This is a genomic window from Pseudonocardia sp. KRD291, from assembly GCF_019263595.1.
GTDB lineage: Bacteria > Actinomycetota > Actinomycetes > Mycobacteriales > Pseudonocardiaceae > Pseudonocardia.
Window position 1 is genome coordinate 18,197 of record NZ_JADQDD010000030.1, and the last position, 14,478, is coordinate 32,674.

The window sequence follows — 14,478 nt, forward strand, 5'->3', positions numbered from 1 at the left end:
GGGAGAACGGGCCCCGGGCCAGCGGCAACGTTCGAAGGAGGTCATCGTGCGCGCCAGAGCGTGATCACGATGGTGCCGGCCAGGCCGAGGACAGCGATGCCCGCAGCCGATACGGGCCCGAGCTCGGCTGCATCGGTCCGGAACGTGGCGTGACGCAGGAGCAGCAGATACAGGATCGTGGTGACCGCTGCCGAACCAGCGAGTACCAGGACCAGCCTTCTCGCAGCCGCATCCACCGTGTCGATACCGCTGCGCGACAGGCCCAACGAGTAGAACACGACGCCGCACGACAGCACGCACACCCCGAGAACGCCCAGCGAGTTCAGCGCAACCGTGAGGTCATCCAGGACAACGCCGATGACCGCGGACATCGCGACGCAGCCGCCCAGGACGGTCCCGGCACCCCGCAGGAGGATGCCCACGTTGGGTGGGAGTGCAGCCGCCATCGCCACCGCTCAAGGGAGAGTGATGAAACAGGTGTTGCACGACTGTACTCGACGCGCGCTTCGTCGCAATCGCCGGAATGGTCGGCTTTCGTCGCAGGCCCGGGCTGCGCATCGCTCTCGCGGCCGTGCCCGGTGCCGACCGGCCCGCACGTGGCGGCAAGAGCCCTATCGTCGGACCATGACCGATGGGTTCCGCATCATCTGCGAGATCGAGCCACCGACGAGGCCCGACCTGAAGCACGCCCGCCACCAGATCGGTGTCCTGAGCCCGGTGTCGGACTCGTTCCTGATTCCCGACAACCACATCGGTCGCGCCACGGTGTCGAGCATCGCGGTGGCCAACGAGGTCCAGGCCATGGGCGGGAGCAGCATCGCCTGCGTCAACTCCCGTGATCGCAACCTGCTCGGCTTCCGACGAGATCTTCTGACCGGCGCTGCCTATGGAGTCGATCAGTTCCTCTTCGTGCAGGGCGACAAGCCGTCGGTCGGTGATCGCACCGGAGAGCTGACCGTGCGGGCCATGATCGAGGAAGCGCGTGCGGCGACCGATCAGGACACGTTCGTGGGTTTCGATCCCTTTCGACTCGGGGTGACCGCTGGTCATCGCCGTCGGATGGCGACCTGGAAGCAGACGGCCGACTTCGTCTTCGTCCAGGTCGGGTACTCCGTCGATGCATTCCTGCGGTGGCGCGAGGCCAACCCGACCGACCTGCCCGTCTACGCCGGCGTCATGGTCCTCGCGAGTGCCGGGATGGCGACGAGGCTGCGGGCATCCATCCCCGACATCGAGATCCCGGACGACCTCGTCGACCGCGTCGCGAGCAGTCCGGCCGCGGGTGTCGACGCAGCGTGCGAGCAGATCCAGGCGCTACGTGAGACAGGAGCGTTCGCCGGGGTGCACCTCGTTCCCGTCAGCCGCTTTCGCGAAGTGGCGGCGCAGCTCGAACAACAGCTCTAGCTAGTGGTCTGTGCGCACAACCGGGTACCACTCGTCGCCGACGGCCTCGCCTGCGAGGTTCCAGACCCACGAGGTCACCGGTGTGATCCGCATGTAGGTTCCGGGGCCGACCATGCCGGTCCGATCGATGGGTTGTTCGGCGTGTCCGTAGATCCTGATTCCTCGAGCGATGAACGGCTCGAACGAGGGGAAGTCGTCGAAGACGATCGACACCATCGGGTTCCCGGCTGCGACGTTCCGGAACTTCCGCGTCCTGACGACCGATCCGCCGCCACCGACCCAGAAGCAACTACCGTCGAACTCGACCGCGACGGGCACCACGTCGGGCTGCCCATCGGCCGAGACCGTCGCGAGTCGTCCCAGCGGCTGCGAACGGATGAAGTCGGCTTCCTGCTCTGTGAACGACATTCTTCCTCCATCTCCGGCTGACAAGGTGACGGCCGGCGGTCGGCCGGCTCGACCTACTGCTGCTGTGTGAGGTGAGGAGCCACGAATGCTCGATCCGAACTGGGTATTCCTCAGCGCAGCTCTCGGACTGGCCGGCAGCGTCCGTTACGCGGTAGCCACCATGACAGGTGCCGCACAGCCCAACCTCGTGACCTGGGTGCTCTGGGCAGCAGCACCTCTGATCGGGTTCCTCGCCCAGCTCGACGCCGGAGTCGGTCTGCCGGCCGTTCTGACCCTCGCGGCCGGTGTCGGTCCGCTCGTCGTCATCGTCGCTGCGCTCGCGACCAGGCACGGGCGGGCCCGGATCGGATCGTTCGACGTCGCCTGTGCGCTCATCGCCGGACTCGCCCTGGCCGTGTGGCTCGGCTTCGACGCCGCTCCCGTCGCCGTGATCTTCGCTGTCGGAGCCGATGCGGCAGCGGCACTACCGACGATCCGGAAAGCGTGGCGGGACCCCGACTCCGAGAACCTGCTGTTCTACGTCCTGGTCGGTATCGGCGCGACGATCACGCTCCTGACCCTTCGCGCGTGGAGCCCGTCCGACTGGGCCTTCGCCGTCTACATGCTGACCTTGTGCATGCTGCTCGTCGGCATCGTGACGACGCGGCGAGGCTCGCTCACCGCGCGAGCCGCTCGGTGAGGGGACCTGTGACTACGGTGACAAGCATGGCCTCGTCGAAGATGGCCGCGCCGCTGGACGACGCCGAGCACGCCGCGGTGAACATCGAGGTGGCGGTAGCGGGATGGATGCCGGCGGCGGGCTCTACTCTTTGGCGGGAGAGGAAATGCCGTGTCTGCTGGTGATCGGAACCGCGTGACCGGAGGAGCCGATGCCGGCAGGACGGCAGCGCGACCGATGCCCACACAGGACGACGTGCTCGGATACTTCGACACGTTGTCGAACTGGGGACGGTGGGGCGACGACGACGAGCGCGGCACCCTGAACCACGTCACCGACGACGTCCGGCTGGCGGCGGCGCGGTCCGTGCGCCACGGCAGGAGCGTGTCGTGTGCATGGGAGGTCTCCGTCCCGGACGACATGGAGCGGTCGACGACGACGTGCCCGTGCGCCGCCGACATGCCGGGTGCCGAGAACATGCCGGTGCCCGCGTTCCACAACGACCGTCGCTGGGGCTTCTCGTCCGAGCGGCTCGGCATCACCTTCCACGGCCACACGCTCACCCACGTCGACTCGCCGTGCCACCTGTTCTGGGACGGCTCGATGTACAACGGGCGGTCGCACTCGATGGTCGACGCCGCCACGGGATCAGCGTGGGCCGCGGTCACGGCGGCGGCGAACGGGATCCTCACGCGTGGTGTCCTGCTGGACGTCGCGGCGGTCCGCGACGTGCCGTGGCTGGAGCCGGGGCAGGGTGTGTTCCCCGAGGATCTCGAGAAGGCCGAGCGTCGCCAGGGCGTGCGGGTGCGGTCCGGCGATGCGGTGCTCCTGCGGACCGGCTACGGGCGCGCCCGGTACGAGACCGGTGAGGCGAGTGGCTTCACGCAGGCCGGCTGGCACGCGTCCTGCCTGCCGTGGCTGCACGAACGGGAGGTCGCGCTGATCGGCGCCGACACCCCTCAGGACGTCCAGCCGTCGGGGTACGACGATGTGTTGATGCCGGTCCACGCCGTGGGCCTCGTCGCGATGGGTCTGTGGCTGCTCGACAACTGCGACCTGGAGCCGTGCGCGACGACGGCCGCCGAGCTCGGCCAGTGGGACTTCCACCTCGCTGTTGCGCCGGTCCGCTTCGCCGGAACGTCGGGCAGCCCGGTCAACCCGATTGCGACGTTCTGACCGGCGGGTGGCGGGCGCAGGCGGCGCGCCGGCCGCGTCCGGGTCACGACCCGATGCGCTCGGCGATCGTCGGCTGGCCGGGGCCGGTCAGTTCCTCTGCGATTCCCCGACGTCCGGCGATGACCATGAGCAGGGACTCCGCGGGTCCCTCGACCGCGGGTCCGCCTCCGGCAGTCCAGTCCAGGTCGGTGGCGACGAGCGTGAGCCCGCGGATCCGTCTCGACGCCCCGATGGGCGGCGCGGTGCGGGCGAAGTCCAGGACGGCGCGCATCCGATCAGCCGGGATGTTTCGGGGCAGACCGAGTGGGCGACGGATGTCCTGGTGGTGGATGGTGGCGTCGGTCAGGGCGATCCTCCCTCCGAACCCGGCGGTGAGGCCCCGCGGCTGCTGGTGGCTCCTGGCCAGTGCGAGCAGCTCGTCCGGACCGTGGTCGGCGTGGGCGGCGACCCCCGCGGCGTTGACCCTGTCCGGCAGGAGCCCGCCCCTGACGAAGCGGCCGACGAGACCGCCCAGGCTCAGGCCGTCGTAGCTGTACATGTGCGCGACGACGTCTCGGACCCGCCATCCCGCACACAGCGACGGCGCGTCCCACTGGTCCGCAGTCAGCGATGCGAGCAGGTCGACGACGTCGGCTCGCTCGGCACGGGCCAGGCGCATCGTGTCCATGGGCGGGGACGCTAACGGGGGAACCCGACCCGGGCAACGCGCATCAGAGCGGGTCGAGACGGGCCTTGAGCAGGCAGAACTCGTTGCCTTCGGGGTCGGCCAGGACATGCCACTGCTCCTGCCCGGTCTGGCCGATGTCGACCGGGCGCGCACCGAGATCCAGAAGGCGGTCGAGTTCGGCGTCCTGGTCGCGGTCGGTGGCGTTGACGTCGACGTGCAGCCGGGACTTCCCCGGCTCCGGCTCGTCCCTGCGACTGAGGATGATCGTCGGCTGCGGCCCGCCGAACCCCTCGCGCGGCCCGATCTCGATGGTGCCGTCGTCCTCGCGGTCGAGCACGACGAAGTCCAGGACCTCGCACCAGAACCGCGCCAGCACCTCGGGGTCGCGGCAGCCGAGCACGACCTCGCTGATGCGACATGCCATGAACGGGACCCGCTCTCAGTCCGGGATCGGGGCGCCTGCAGGCCGGCAGGTGGGGCAGAGATCCGCACCCTTGCCCAGGGCCGTGGCTTCCGGGAACTCGTGCGGGAACTGCGCGCGCGGAAGGCCGCACAGCGTCTCGGCGGAGTCGGGGCCGTCGGGGCCGTCGACGAGGTGGGTCTCGGCATCGGGATGCCTGCCCAGGTCCGGCTTGCCCGCGTAGATCCTCCCGGCACGGAGACCCGGGTAGTCGGCCCAGACGAACCCCGAAGCCACCATGATGCGCGACACGCCGTCGAGCCTAGGGCTCCGACCGGCCGGGAGGCACCCGCGCGGGGAGATCACCCGAACCCGGCAGTGTGGGGACGCGTTCACGCTTGCCCTTCGACCTGTTCGCCACCTCCGAGGAAGCCGCCCCACATGCTGATCGCCCGTTCCATCGCCCTGTTCGTCGTCGCGGCGTTGCTCGAGATCGGCGGTGCGTGGCTCGTGTGGCAGGGCCTGCGCGAGCACCGCGGCTGGATCTGGATCGGAGCCGGGGTCGTCGCACTCGGCCTCTACGGGTTCGTCGCCACCCTGCAGCCCGAAGCGAACTTCGGACGCATCCTCGCCGCGTACGGCGGGGTCTTCGTCGCCGGCTCGCTGGCGTGGGCCATGGTGGCCGATGGGTTCGAGCCCGACCGGTACGACGTCACCGGAGCCCTCATCTGTCTGATCGGCGTCGCGGTGATCATGTACGCCCCGCGGTCCGGAGCACTGTGAGCGGCTCCGCCCTTCTCTCGGCGCGCGTTCGGGCCTTTCCCCTGATCAGGTCCGATGGCCGAGGGCGTCCATCGCCGCGGTGATGATGTGGGGGAGCAGTTCCCGCTCGCGCCCCGAGCGGACCGCGGCGTCCGCAGCCGACTGGATGCCCGCGGTCGCGCTCAGGACCCGCACCAGCCGCTCGTCCGAGTAGGACTCCGGCCCCAGTCCGAATGCGCCGGCCAGCGCCGTCCCCGCCTGCAGCAGCTCGGGTGACGCGGCCTCGGGGGCGCTGGCGACGACGGAGGAGAGGAACGCCGCGGTCCCCGGCCAGTTCAGCGTCGCGTCCACCAGTGCCTCCACGAGTGCGCGGTCGCGCTCGATCCCGGCCGGCACGCCGGCGACCCGCTCGACGAGCGACGCGGTCCGCTCCCGAGCGGACCGGACGGCGGCGAGATGGATCGCGTCCTTGCTGGGGAAGCGGTACAGCAGGCCGGCCTTCGAGTAGCCGACCTCGTCGGCGACCTGCTGCAGGGACGTGTGCCGGAAGCCGTGACGTGCGAACAGCGCGGACGCGCGGTCCACGATCTCCGCGTCGGTCTGGTCCCGGGTTCGGCGAGGCATGGGGCCACACTAGCGCTCGTCCGACCATTTTGGTAGAACTCTGACCGATATGGTCGGCAACCGCGGGCCACCGACAGAACGGACACGAGACATGCGAGCCCTTCGCAGGCCCTTCCAGGTCATCCGCGCCGACCTCCGCCCCTATCTCGTGATGAACGTCGTCGTCTACGGGCTGGCCCTCCTCGGCATGGCCCTCGGAATGCTGTTCCCCGACCTGTACGCGGCGCGGAGCGCGCCGGTACAGGCCGAGGACGGTTGGACGTCGTCGCTGGTGATGGCGGTGATCGACAACGTCTGGACGTTCGCGGGCACCATCCTGCTCGTCAACGTCTTCGCGACGGCGCTGCTGCTCATCGTCCTGCCGTCACTGGTCGTCCCGTTCGCCGGGCTCGTGGTCTTCGGGCTCAAGACACTCGACCTGGGCATCGTCCTGGCCCCGGTCGACGCGACCGCCACGAAGATCCTTCTCCCACACTCCCTCACCCTGCTCATCGAGTTCCAGGCGTACGTGCTCGTCATGCTCGGCGCCTACCTGCTGGGCAGGTCCTGGCTCCGCCCGTCGACGGTCGGCGCGTCCACCCGGCGCCAGGGTTACGTGGGCGGACTGAGCCGGCTCGGCTGGCTCTGGGTGCCGGCGTTCGTCCTGTTCGTCGTCGGTGCGATCTACGAGGCGTTCGAGGTCCTGTACCTCGTCCCGCCGCTGCTCGCGCCCTGACCGCGGCCGGGATGCACCGGGGTTACCCGTCGACACCGGCGACCGCGGGCCCTGTCGCGTGCGGCGGGCCGGCCGCGCCCTGCGTGGCCACGTCGCGTGTCCAGAGTTCCACCACGTGGCCGTCGGGATCGGTCACGTACGCCGAGCGCTGGCCGGCAGCTGTGGGGTCGTCCCCGAAGTAGACCTCGTCGACGTACTCACCGTGCGACCGGATCCGGGCAACGACGGCGTCGTAGTCGGCCTCCGCGACCGTCATCGCGAAATGCACGTGGACCCCGCCCCGCGAACCGGCGATGCCGACCTGAGGCCTCCACAACCCGATCCGGGTCCGGTCACCGGACTGCATCCAGACGGCCTCGCGGCCTCGGAAGGCGTCGCCCTCCCAGCGGCCCACGACCGGGAGGCCGAGTACGTCGCTGTAGAACCGCTCGGACGCGTCCAGGTCGCGGGCCTCGATCACGAGCTCGGTCACACCCATCGTCAGATCCGGCACTGCCTGCTCCTCGGCTCGGTGGGCTGTGGGGACAGGGTCCGACCTCACGTGCGGTTCAGGTCAAGCGTCGGTTCGGGGCGGCGGCAGCGGTCCGGACCGCGCAGTGCACCGCAGACCGGTTGAGGCGACCCCTCGCGGTCGATACGTTGGCGTGCTGCCTACCGAGAGGGTCGCGCCGTGACCGAGGAACCGCTGACCGACGACGTCCTCGCCGATGTGCTCGTCCACGGGCCCCGCCCCGTCTGGGTGGCGCTGTCCGAGCACGACCCGAGCTGGCCCGCCCGTTTCGAGGCGCGTGCGGCCCAGCTCCGTCAGGTCCTCGGCGACCGGGCCCGGCTGATCGAACACATCGGCTCGACGTCGGTCCCCGGACTCGCCGCCAAGCCGACCATCGACATCGTCGTGGGGATCGACGACCCGGACGACGAGCCGGCCTACCTGCCCGACCTCGAAGCGGCCGGCTACGACCTGCGCGCCCGCGAGCCCGGTCATCGCTGCCTGCGCATCGGGGAGCCGGACGAGCCGGTCAACCTGCACTGCTATCCGCCCGACCACGCGGAGATCCGCAAGTACCGGGTCTTCCGCGACCGTCTCCGGACCGACGAGGGGGATCGGCAGCTGTACGAGTCGACGAAGCGGTCCCTCGCCGGCCGGGAATGGTCCGACATGAACTACTACGCAGAGGCGAAACAGCCGGTCATCGAGGCGATCCTGGCGCGCGCGGGCTGGCGGGGGTAATCGGCCGGACGGGCACGGCCGGGGGCCGATCCAGATGCCGTCGTCGCGGCTCGGCACGATCCATTCTCGTCAGTCGGCCGCCGTAGGGGTGTCCCGTGGCCGCAGAGCCCAGCGCCGTACGGCGTCATCCACGGGAGCCGGCAGGAGAACGACCTGTGGCTCGGCCTCGACCCATCCGGGCTCCTTCGTGCGCTTCGCCGCCGCGAGATGATCGCGGTCGATCGGGCGGTCGAGGTCCAGGCCGGCTCCTTCGGAACCGCACACCGTCAGCCAGTAGAGGTAGTCCTGGCCGTCCTCGCGGAGGCGGAAGACGATCTCGATCGCCATCCGCTCGCGGTCCAGCGTCGCGATGCACTCCTCGCGACGGTCCCTGAGCATCTGCATCCAGCGATCGGCCTCGTCGCTGCGCCCGTCCAGCACCGTCCCCCGGGACAGTTCCACGACGAGACCGTCGGGGATTCCGGCCTTCTCTCCGAACGTCATCGTCGGAGCGTGACAGGTGACGCCCGTCCGCCCGAGCGACTTCCGCGCGGACGTCACAGCACCATCAGCAGACCGGCCCCGAGTAGACCGCCGGCGACGGCGAGTGCGCCCGTCGCGGCCGTGGCCCTCCAGCCCAGGGCGCGACCGACCATCACGATCCCGGGCAGGCTCACCACCGGCAGTGTGACCAGCAGGGCACCGACCGGTCCGGCGGCGACGCCCGCGATGGCCAGGCCCTGCAGGATCGGGATCTCGCCTGCGGTGGGTATGACCACCGCGGTTCCGACCACGGCGGCGAGCACCACGATCAGCAGTCCCGAGCCCGAAGCGGCGTCGAGCGGGAACAACCACCCGCGGAACGCCCCGACCAGCAGCACGATGATCAGGTACTCGGGAACGATGACCAGCGCCAGACGGGCGAGGGAACGGCCGAAGCGCGCCGGTGCCCGGCGGAGCCAGTCCGGGTCGGCGGTCTCCCCCCGCGCCTGTGCGGCGACTCCCGGCGGGGCGTGCCGCCCCTCGGTCAGACGCGCGACCAGTGCGGCGCCGCCGACGACGACCACCAGCCCGACGACCAGCCGGGTCGCCGTCCACTCCCACGGCGCGACGAGGAGCAGGAAGACCAGTACCGCCGGGTTGAGCAGGGGGTTACCCAGCCAGTACGCGATGGCCGCGGCGCTGGAGACGCCCGAGCGACGCAGCGAGACCACCACCGGGGCCGTACAGCAGGTACACATCATCGACGGCGTACTGCCCAGCCCGCCCGCGACCGCGCTGGCGATCCGCCCTCGGCGGTTGAGCAGCCGCACCATCCACCCCGGGGGTATCAGCGACTGCAACGCGGCACTGATCAGCAGTGCGGCGACCAGCGCCTTCCAGACCGCCTGACCGTAGGCGACTAGGAACGACGTGGCCGCCTGCCAGGACGGCGGGTCGCCGGGACGCACGTCCCCGACGCCGAGCACGTTTGACCCGCTCCACGTGCCGTTGCCGGCCGCGCGCAGAGCCTGACCGGTGTACGGGACCCACTTCGACCACAACAGCACGACGATGAACACCACGGCGGTGATCGTCACGCCCGTCACGGCCGCTACCCGGGTCCTCGATGGCTCCGGGGTCGGCGACGTCGTGGACACGCGATGGAGGCTAGATCAGAAAGACTCATCCGGCGCACGAACACGGGCCGCGCATGTCTGGCTCCGACGGCTCGACGCGGCCGACTGACGATCTCCCGGCTCAGCGGGTTCGCGCGTCCCACCAGTCGAGGACCCGCGTTCCGGACAGGGTCAGCCACTTCGACGGTTCCCCGGCCGCGACGTCGACCTCGAACCACACCCGGCCGGGGTGACGGCGAGCCTGCAGCCAGGTGCCGTCCGGTTGCCGGGCAGCACGGACGAGCTCGATCGCCTCCGCCAGCCGCGGATCTGGCGCCGTGCCGTCGGCCAGCGCGGCGTCGCGGAAGTACTCGGCCGCGTTGAGCACGTCGTAGAACCAGCGGAACGGGTACGCGAACCGCCCGACCCACGGTGCCAGCGGTTCACCCGTCGACAGACGGCGGAAGAGCCCTCGCTCCAGCAGGTACTCCTCGCCGGAGCGCCGCGCGGCGCGGGTCGCCTCGGTGCCTCCGGTCGCGATGTCGTGGGCGAGGATTCCCTTGAGGGAGTTCAGCGTCGAGTGGACCGACGACCGCGTCGAGCCCTCGACCCACTCGCAGTTCCAGCCGCCGTCGGGCAGACGGTGGTCGAGGAACCAGTCGACGACACCGGTGACGTCCGCGCCGAGCCACAGACCGTTCGCGACCGTCCAGGCGTTGATGCAGCAGTCGACCTCACCGCCCCAGTACGGCAGGTCCTCGTACTCCCAGCGGCTGTTCTCGGCGAGGAGCTCGACGGTGCGGCGCCGGCGCAGGACGGCGGGATCGAGGCCCCACTCCCGCAACGAGTTGAGCGTCCAGGTCGTCGCCGTCCACGGCTGCCCGGCGTCGGGCCCGGGGCTGTCGGGCTCGGTGCCGTCGGATCGCGGGTCGTCGGGAGGGGTGCCGCGGAAGTCCGCGGGGAAGAACGCGCCGCCCGCCCACTGCCCGTCCGGGTCCTGCAGCGCGAGGAGCCGTGCGCCGAACCCCTCGGTCGCGATCCTCGCCCGCGTCGCCTCCCACACCTCGGGTGGTTCGCGCAGGAGGTCGCGCTCCACCTGCCAGCGCAGGGCCGGATCGGAGTCACGGAGCCAGGTGAGGAGCTGCTCGGTCACCACGGTGTCACCCGTCGGTCGTCTCGGCGAGGCGGGCCGCGCACCGTGTGATGCCGTCGCGGATCATCCGGCCGTAGCCGTCGTCGCCCAGCGTGCCGATCGCCTCCCGCGCCCGGTCCAGATGCTCGCCGGCGCGGTCCCGGTCACCGAGCCGGCGGTAGACGTCGGCGAGGTTCAGGTGCAGCGAGGGGTAGAACCCGGCCAGGGCGAGCGACGGATGGTGCTCCTCGGCCCGTCCGGGACCGATCTGGTCGGCGGCCTCCAGCGCGAGCAGGTCCCAGCGGAGCTCGTCGGCGACGTCGGCCTGCACGTCCGCTGCGTGATGGGCCAGCACACAGCGGTGGAACGGGTCCGCGGCCGGCCCGATCTCCTCCCAGATCGCGGAGAACCGCTCCCTCGCCGTGGCGGTGTGCCCGCCCTGGGAAAGCTCGATCGCGGCGGCGATCTCGGTCATGACAGCGTCCTGGTCGGTCATCCTCGGCGCTCCTCACCTCGATGGGCGCCGACCGTAGGCCCCGGCACCGACAGTTCCGAGGGCCCGAGCGCGACGCGGAACCCGACGTCGTCGAGGCGCAGGGTCGGGTGGCTGCGTCGGCGCACCGACGCGCGGCAGCTCCAGTGCTCGTCGAACCAGCCACCGCCGCGCAGGACGCGGTAGGTGCCGTAGACCTCCGGGTCGTAGAGGTCCCAGCACCACTCCCAGACGTTGCCCAGGGTGTCGTGCAGCCCCCAGCTGTTCGGCTGCCGGCCGCCGACGTCGTGGATGCGTTCCCCGGAGTTGGCCCGGTGCCAGGCGATGTCGTCGAGGGGGCCGTAGCGCGGCCCGTCCGTGCCTGCGCGGCAGGCGTGTTCCCACTCGGCCTCGGTGAGCAGGCGGTATCCGGCGGCGGTGCGGTCCCAGGTGACGTCCTCGCCGTGCACCCGATACACCGGGCTCAGGCCGGTCCGCTCGGACAACGCGTTGCAGAACCTGACCGCGTCCCACCACGACACGCTCTCGACGGGCAGCCGTGCACCTCTCGCGATGCCCGGGTCGTCACCGGTGATCGCGGTGTACAGCTCCCGCGTGACGGGATGGACGGCGACCCGGTGAGCGGCGAGGTCGACGCGCCAGCTGCGGCGGGTCCGCCGGTCCGAGAGTGTCACCCTGCCGGCCGGGACGGCCACGGTCTCGGGTCCCCGCCGGCCCCCCATGATCATGCAAGGTCATCGACCCGGCGACGGTGCTCGGCGAACCACGCGACCCAGCGGCGCTGCCCGCGGGTCTCCACCGCGCGGGAGCGGTAGTTGCGGCGGGTCCAGGCGACGGCGTCGTCGGGCGGGTGCCCGGCGATCACGGCCATGCACGCGATCACGGTCCCGGTCCGGCCGACACCGCCGCCGCACGCGACCTCGACCCGGTGGCCGGCGCGGGCCAGGTCGTGGGCGCGCACGATCGCGGCGGCGGCCCGCCGGGGGTCGCGCGGCGTGCGGAAGTCCGGCCAGTCGACCCACTCGGCGGGCCAGTCCGGCAGCCACGGGGTGGTGCGCCGGAGCAGCGTCCGACGCCCCCGGTCCGGTGGCCTGCCGGGGTAGAGGCCGAACTGCGGTGCCGGCCCCTCGGGCAGCGGGTCCCGACGTCCCCGGCCGCGCACGAGCGTGCCGTCGGGGAGCCGGATCGCCCCGGCGAGCGGGAGCTCGCTCATCGCCCTCCGAATCGGCGGGCCGGTCAGCCGCCGGGACGCCGTCGCCGCTCGGCGAGCATCCGCTCGGTGGCGGCGCGGATCTCGTCGTCCGGGACGGTCTCGGTGCCCGCGGCCGTCACCAGGATGATGTTCGGGAACAGGGCCCTGGTCAGGTCCGGACCGGCCGTGGCGGAGTCGTCGTCGGCGGCGTCCCACAGCGCGTTGACCGCGGCCGAGACCGCGCCCGCGCGGTCCGCGTCGGGGGAGTGGCGCTTCTTCAGCGCGCCCTTCGCGAACACCGAGCCGGAGCCGATCGACTCGTAGCCCTGACGGTCGCGCACCGCGTCCCCGCTCGCGTCGAAGGACACGATCCGGAACGCCTGGGCCGGGTCCGGCTCCAGCGGGTCGTAGCCGACGAACAGCGGGATCGCGACGAAGCCCTGCATCGCGGCGGGCAGGTTCTCCCGGACGATCGTCGAGAGCCGCCGGGTCTTGCCGCCCAGGCTGATCGGGGCGCCCTCGATCTTCTCGTACTGCTCGACTTCGGCGGCGAACATCGTCAGCATCGACAGCGCGTGCCCGACCGAGCCGGCGAAACCGGCGGCGGAGAAGTCGTCGACGACCAGGATCTTCTCCAGGTCCTTCTGCGCGATCTCGTTGCCCTGCGTGGCGCGGCGGTCACCGGCGAGCAGGACGCCGTCGGCGAAGTGCAGCGCGACGATCGTGGTGCCGTGCGGGGCGCGCAGGTCCGCGCCCACCCGAAGCGACGGGTCGCGGGGGAGCGCGCCGGGCAGCATCTGCGGCGCGTGCGCACGCAGGTACTCGACGAACGAGGTGTCACCGATCATGCGGCGGGCGGGGTCGTGCGCATCGCGGGCACTTCCTTCGGGTCGGGGAGTCGCCACCCGATCCTGCCCGCACACCCCTCCGGGGTCCAGCCACGGACCGTCCCCGGTGCGGACGGGGTCGCGGACCTTGCACACTCGTGGGCGTGACGCAGTCGAGTGGGCCCCGCCGACGGGCCGAGGAATTCTGTACGCGGTTCGGGTTGCGGGTACCGGTGGTGTCCTCGCCGATGGCCGGTGCCTGCCCGCCGGAGCTGGCGGTCGCCGTCGCCGAGGCAGGCGGGATGGGTGCGGCCGGGGTACTGCAGGACTCGCCCGAGCGGATCACCGACTGGATGCGCCGCTTCCGTGCGGGCTCCTCCGGTGCGGTGCAGCTCAACCTCTGGATCCCCGACCCGCCGGACGACGACCCGTCCCGGATCGAGGCCGCCTCCCGGTTCCTGGACGGCCTGGGCACCGCGGGCGAGGCCGGCGGCGCGGCACCGGACTTCGACGAGCAGTGCGCCGCGATGCTCGCCGCCCGCCCCACCGCCGTCTCCTCGATCATGGGCCTCTACGAGCCCGGCTACGTCCGCGCGCTGCACGAGGCCGGCATCGCCTGGTTCGCCTGCGCCACGACCCTCGACGACGCGCTCGCCGCCCAGGATGCCGGCGCGGACGCCGTCGTCGCGCAGGGGATGGAGGCCGGCGGGCACCGCGGCAGCGTGCACCCGGCCGCCGCCGAGTCCACAGAGGTCGGACTGTTCGCACTGCTCCCGCGCCTGGCCGACCACCTGCGGGTACCGATCGTCGCCGCCGGCGGGATCGCCGACGGGCGCGGGGTCGCCGCCGCGCTCACCCTCGGCGCCAGCGCGGTCCAGGTCGGGACGGCGTTGCTGCGCGCCCCCGAGACCGGCATCGCGAAGGACTGGTCCGCGGCGCTGGACGGCCTCGCCCCGGAGGCGACGGTGACCACCCGCGCCTACTCCGGACGCCTCGGGCGCGCCGCGCCGTCGGAGTACGTCCTGGCCTGGCGTGAGCCCGGCGCCCCCGTCCCCGCGCCGTACCCGCACCAGCGCCGCCTCGTCGCCCGCTACCGGGCGGGGGAGCCGGGTCGGGTGGACCGGGTCAACCGGTGGGCCGGGCAGAGCGCGGCCCTGGCCGTCGAGGAGCCGGCGGGCGAGATCGTCGCCCGGATGTGGCGGGAGGCCTCGG

22 protein-coding genes are annotated in these 14,478 nt (G+C 71.7%); 8 read left to right on the top strand and 14 right to left on the bottom strand.

The features are described 5' to 3' along the window. Positions 1-41: 41 nt before the first annotated feature. The gene (locus I4I78_RS07050) at positions 42-422 is read right to left on the bottom strand and encodes a hypothetical protein (protein WP_218610391.1); all 381 of its coding nucleotides are present in this window, start codon (positions 420-422) and stop codon (positions 42-44) included. Positions 423-624: 202 nt separating this feature from the next. Between I4I78_RS07050 and I4I78_RS07055 the strand changes: the two genes are divergently transcribed. Continuing rightward, positions 625-1,404 (top strand): methylenetetrahydrofolate reductase, encoded by a 780-nt coding sequence (locus I4I78_RS07055; RefSeq protein ID WP_218610392.1) that lies wholly within the window; start codon positions 625-627, stop codon positions 1,402-1,404. On the opposite strand, the gene I4I78_RS07060 is transcribed toward I4I78_RS07055, so the two are convergent. Beyond that, the gene (locus I4I78_RS07060; protein WP_218610408.1) at positions 1,405-1,812 is read right to left on the bottom strand and encodes a PPOX class F420-dependent oxidoreductase; all 408 of its coding nucleotides are present in this window, start codon (positions 1,810-1,812) and stop codon (positions 1,405-1,407) included. It abuts the gene before it with no gap. Positions 1,813-1,897: 85 nt separating this feature from the next. Between I4I78_RS07060 and I4I78_RS07065 the strand changes: the two genes are divergently transcribed. Genes I4I78_RS07065 through I4I78_RS07075 form a run of 3 tightly spaced genes read left to right on the top strand, consistent with a single transcriptional unit; the run spans position 1,898 to position 3,646 of the window. After that, on the top strand, positions 1,898-2,491 hold the full coding sequence (locus tag I4I78_RS07065) for a hypothetical protein (protein WP_218610393.1): 594 nt from the start codon (positions 1,898-1,900) through the stop codon (positions 2,489-2,491). Positions 2,492-2,517: 26 nt separating this feature from the next. After that, positions 2,518-2,655: a hypothetical protein gene (locus tag I4I78_RS07070; protein ID WP_218610394.1), complete on the top strand. Its 138-nt coding sequence runs from the start codon at positions 2,518-2,520 to the stop codon at positions 2,653-2,655. Between the two features lie 52 nt (positions 2,656-2,707). Next, the gene (locus tag I4I78_RS07075; RefSeq protein WP_218610395.1) at positions 2,708-3,646 is read left to right on the top strand and encodes a cyclase family protein; all 939 of its coding nucleotides are present in this window, start codon (positions 2,708-2,710) and stop codon (positions 3,644-3,646) included. A gap of 43 nt (positions 3,647-3,689) precedes the next feature. Here the strand turns inward: I4I78_RS07075 and I4I78_RS07080 are convergent, their stop codons facing one another. Genes I4I78_RS07080 through I4I78_RS07090 form a run of 3 tightly spaced genes read right to left on the bottom strand, consistent with a single transcriptional unit; the run spans position 3,690 to position 5,025 of the window. Further along, a complete protein-coding gene (locus I4I78_RS07080; RefSeq protein ID WP_218610396.1) occupies positions 3,690-4,313 on the bottom strand; it encodes a maleylpyruvate isomerase family mycothiol-dependent enzyme in 624 nt (207 codons plus the stop codon). Positions 4,314-4,356: 43 nt separating this feature from the next. After that, positions 4,357-4,737, bottom strand: a complete 381-nt coding sequence (locus tag I4I78_RS07085; RefSeq protein ID WP_218610397.1) for a VOC family protein — start codon at positions 4,735-4,737, stop codon at positions 4,357-4,359. A 15-nt stretch (positions 4,738-4,752) separates the two neighbouring features. Then, positions 4,753-5,025, bottom strand: coding sequence for a hypothetical protein (locus tag I4I78_RS07090; protein WP_218610398.1), 273 nt, complete (start codon positions 5,023-5,025; stop codon positions 4,753-4,755). A 129-nt stretch (positions 5,026-5,154) separates the two neighbouring features. Here I4I78_RS07090 and I4I78_RS07095 point away from each other — a divergent pair, with 129 nt between their 5' ends. Beyond that, positions 5,155-5,496: a YnfA family protein gene (locus tag I4I78_RS07095; RefSeq protein WP_218610399.1), complete on the top strand. Its 342-nt coding sequence runs from the start codon at positions 5,155-5,157 to the stop codon at positions 5,494-5,496. A gap of 45 nt (positions 5,497-5,541) precedes the next feature. Here I4I78_RS07095 and I4I78_RS07100 read toward each other — a convergent pair whose 3' ends face one another. After that, complete coding sequence (locus tag I4I78_RS07100; RefSeq protein WP_218610400.1) at positions 5,542-6,099, bottom strand: TetR/AcrR family transcriptional regulator; 558 nt, start codon at positions 6,097-6,099, stop codon at positions 5,542-5,544. Positions 6,100-6,190: 91 nt separating this feature from the next. On the opposite strand from I4I78_RS07100, the gene I4I78_RS07105 reads away from it, so the two are divergent. After that, positions 6,191-6,814, top strand: coding sequence for a stage II sporulation protein M (locus tag I4I78_RS07105; protein WP_218610401.1), 624 nt, complete (start codon positions 6,191-6,193; stop codon positions 6,812-6,814). A gap of 22 nt (positions 6,815-6,836) precedes the next feature. Here the strand turns inward: I4I78_RS07105 and I4I78_RS07110 are convergent, their stop codons facing one another. Further along, a complete protein-coding gene (locus I4I78_RS07110) occupies positions 6,837-7,307 on the bottom strand; it encodes a VOC family protein (protein ID WP_308251949.1) in 471 nt (156 codons plus the stop codon). Positions 7,308-7,484: 177 nt separating this feature from the next. Between I4I78_RS07110 and I4I78_RS07115 the strand changes: the two genes are divergently transcribed. Then, on the top strand, positions 7,485-8,045 hold the full coding sequence (locus tag I4I78_RS07115; RefSeq protein WP_308251950.1) for a GrpB family protein: 561 nt from the start codon (positions 7,485-7,487) through the stop codon (positions 8,043-8,045). 69 nt (positions 8,046-8,114) lie between these two features. Here the strand turns inward: I4I78_RS07115 and I4I78_RS07120 are convergent, their stop codons facing one another. From I4I78_RS07120 to prcB, 7 genes are all read right to left on the bottom strand, one after another. Further along, positions 8,115-8,528 (bottom strand): DUF6176 family protein, encoded by a 414-nt coding sequence (locus tag I4I78_RS07120; RefSeq protein WP_218610402.1) that lies wholly within the window; start codon positions 8,526-8,528, stop codon positions 8,115-8,117. Positions 8,529-8,581: 53 nt separating this feature from the next. Beyond that, positions 8,582-9,664 (bottom strand): permease, encoded by a 1,083-nt coding sequence (locus I4I78_RS07125; RefSeq protein ID WP_218610403.1) that lies wholly within the window; start codon positions 9,662-9,664, stop codon positions 8,582-8,584. A 100-nt stretch (positions 9,665-9,764) separates the two neighbouring features. Further along, on the bottom strand, positions 9,765-10,775 hold the full coding sequence (locus I4I78_RS07130) for a squalene cyclase (RefSeq protein WP_374225850.1): 1,011 nt from the start codon (positions 10,773-10,775) through the stop codon (positions 9,765-9,767). Positions 10,776-10,782: 7 nt separating this feature from the next. Continuing rightward, on the bottom strand, positions 10,783-11,250 hold the full coding sequence (locus tag I4I78_RS07135) for a hypothetical protein (RefSeq protein ID WP_218610405.1): 468 nt from the start codon (positions 11,248-11,250) through the stop codon (positions 10,783-10,785). Then, positions 11,247-11,969: an SUMF1/EgtB/PvdO family nonheme iron enzyme gene (locus I4I78_RS07140; RefSeq protein WP_218610412.1), complete on the bottom strand. Its 723-nt coding sequence runs from the start codon at positions 11,967-11,969 to the stop codon at positions 11,247-11,249. Before I4I78_RS07140 ends, I4I78_RS07135 begins: the two co-directional genes overlap by 4 nt. 2 nt (positions 11,970-11,971) lie before the next feature. Beyond that, positions 11,972-12,460: a protein-tyrosine phosphatase family protein gene (locus tag I4I78_RS07145; RefSeq protein WP_218610406.1), complete on the bottom strand. Its 489-nt coding sequence runs from the start codon at positions 12,458-12,460 to the stop codon at positions 11,972-11,974. Between the two features lie 23 nt (positions 12,461-12,483). Beyond that, positions 12,484-13,344, bottom strand: coding sequence for a proteasome subunit beta (gene prcB / locus I4I78_RS07150; protein WP_308251951.1), 861 nt, complete (start codon positions 13,342-13,344; stop codon positions 12,484-12,486). Positions 13,345-13,430: 86 nt separating this feature from the next. Here prcB and I4I78_RS07155 point away from each other — a divergent pair. After that, on the top strand, positions 13,431-14,478 hold a 1,048-nt coding region (locus I4I78_RS07155), incomplete at its 3' end, for a nitronate monooxygenase (RefSeq protein ID WP_308251952.1).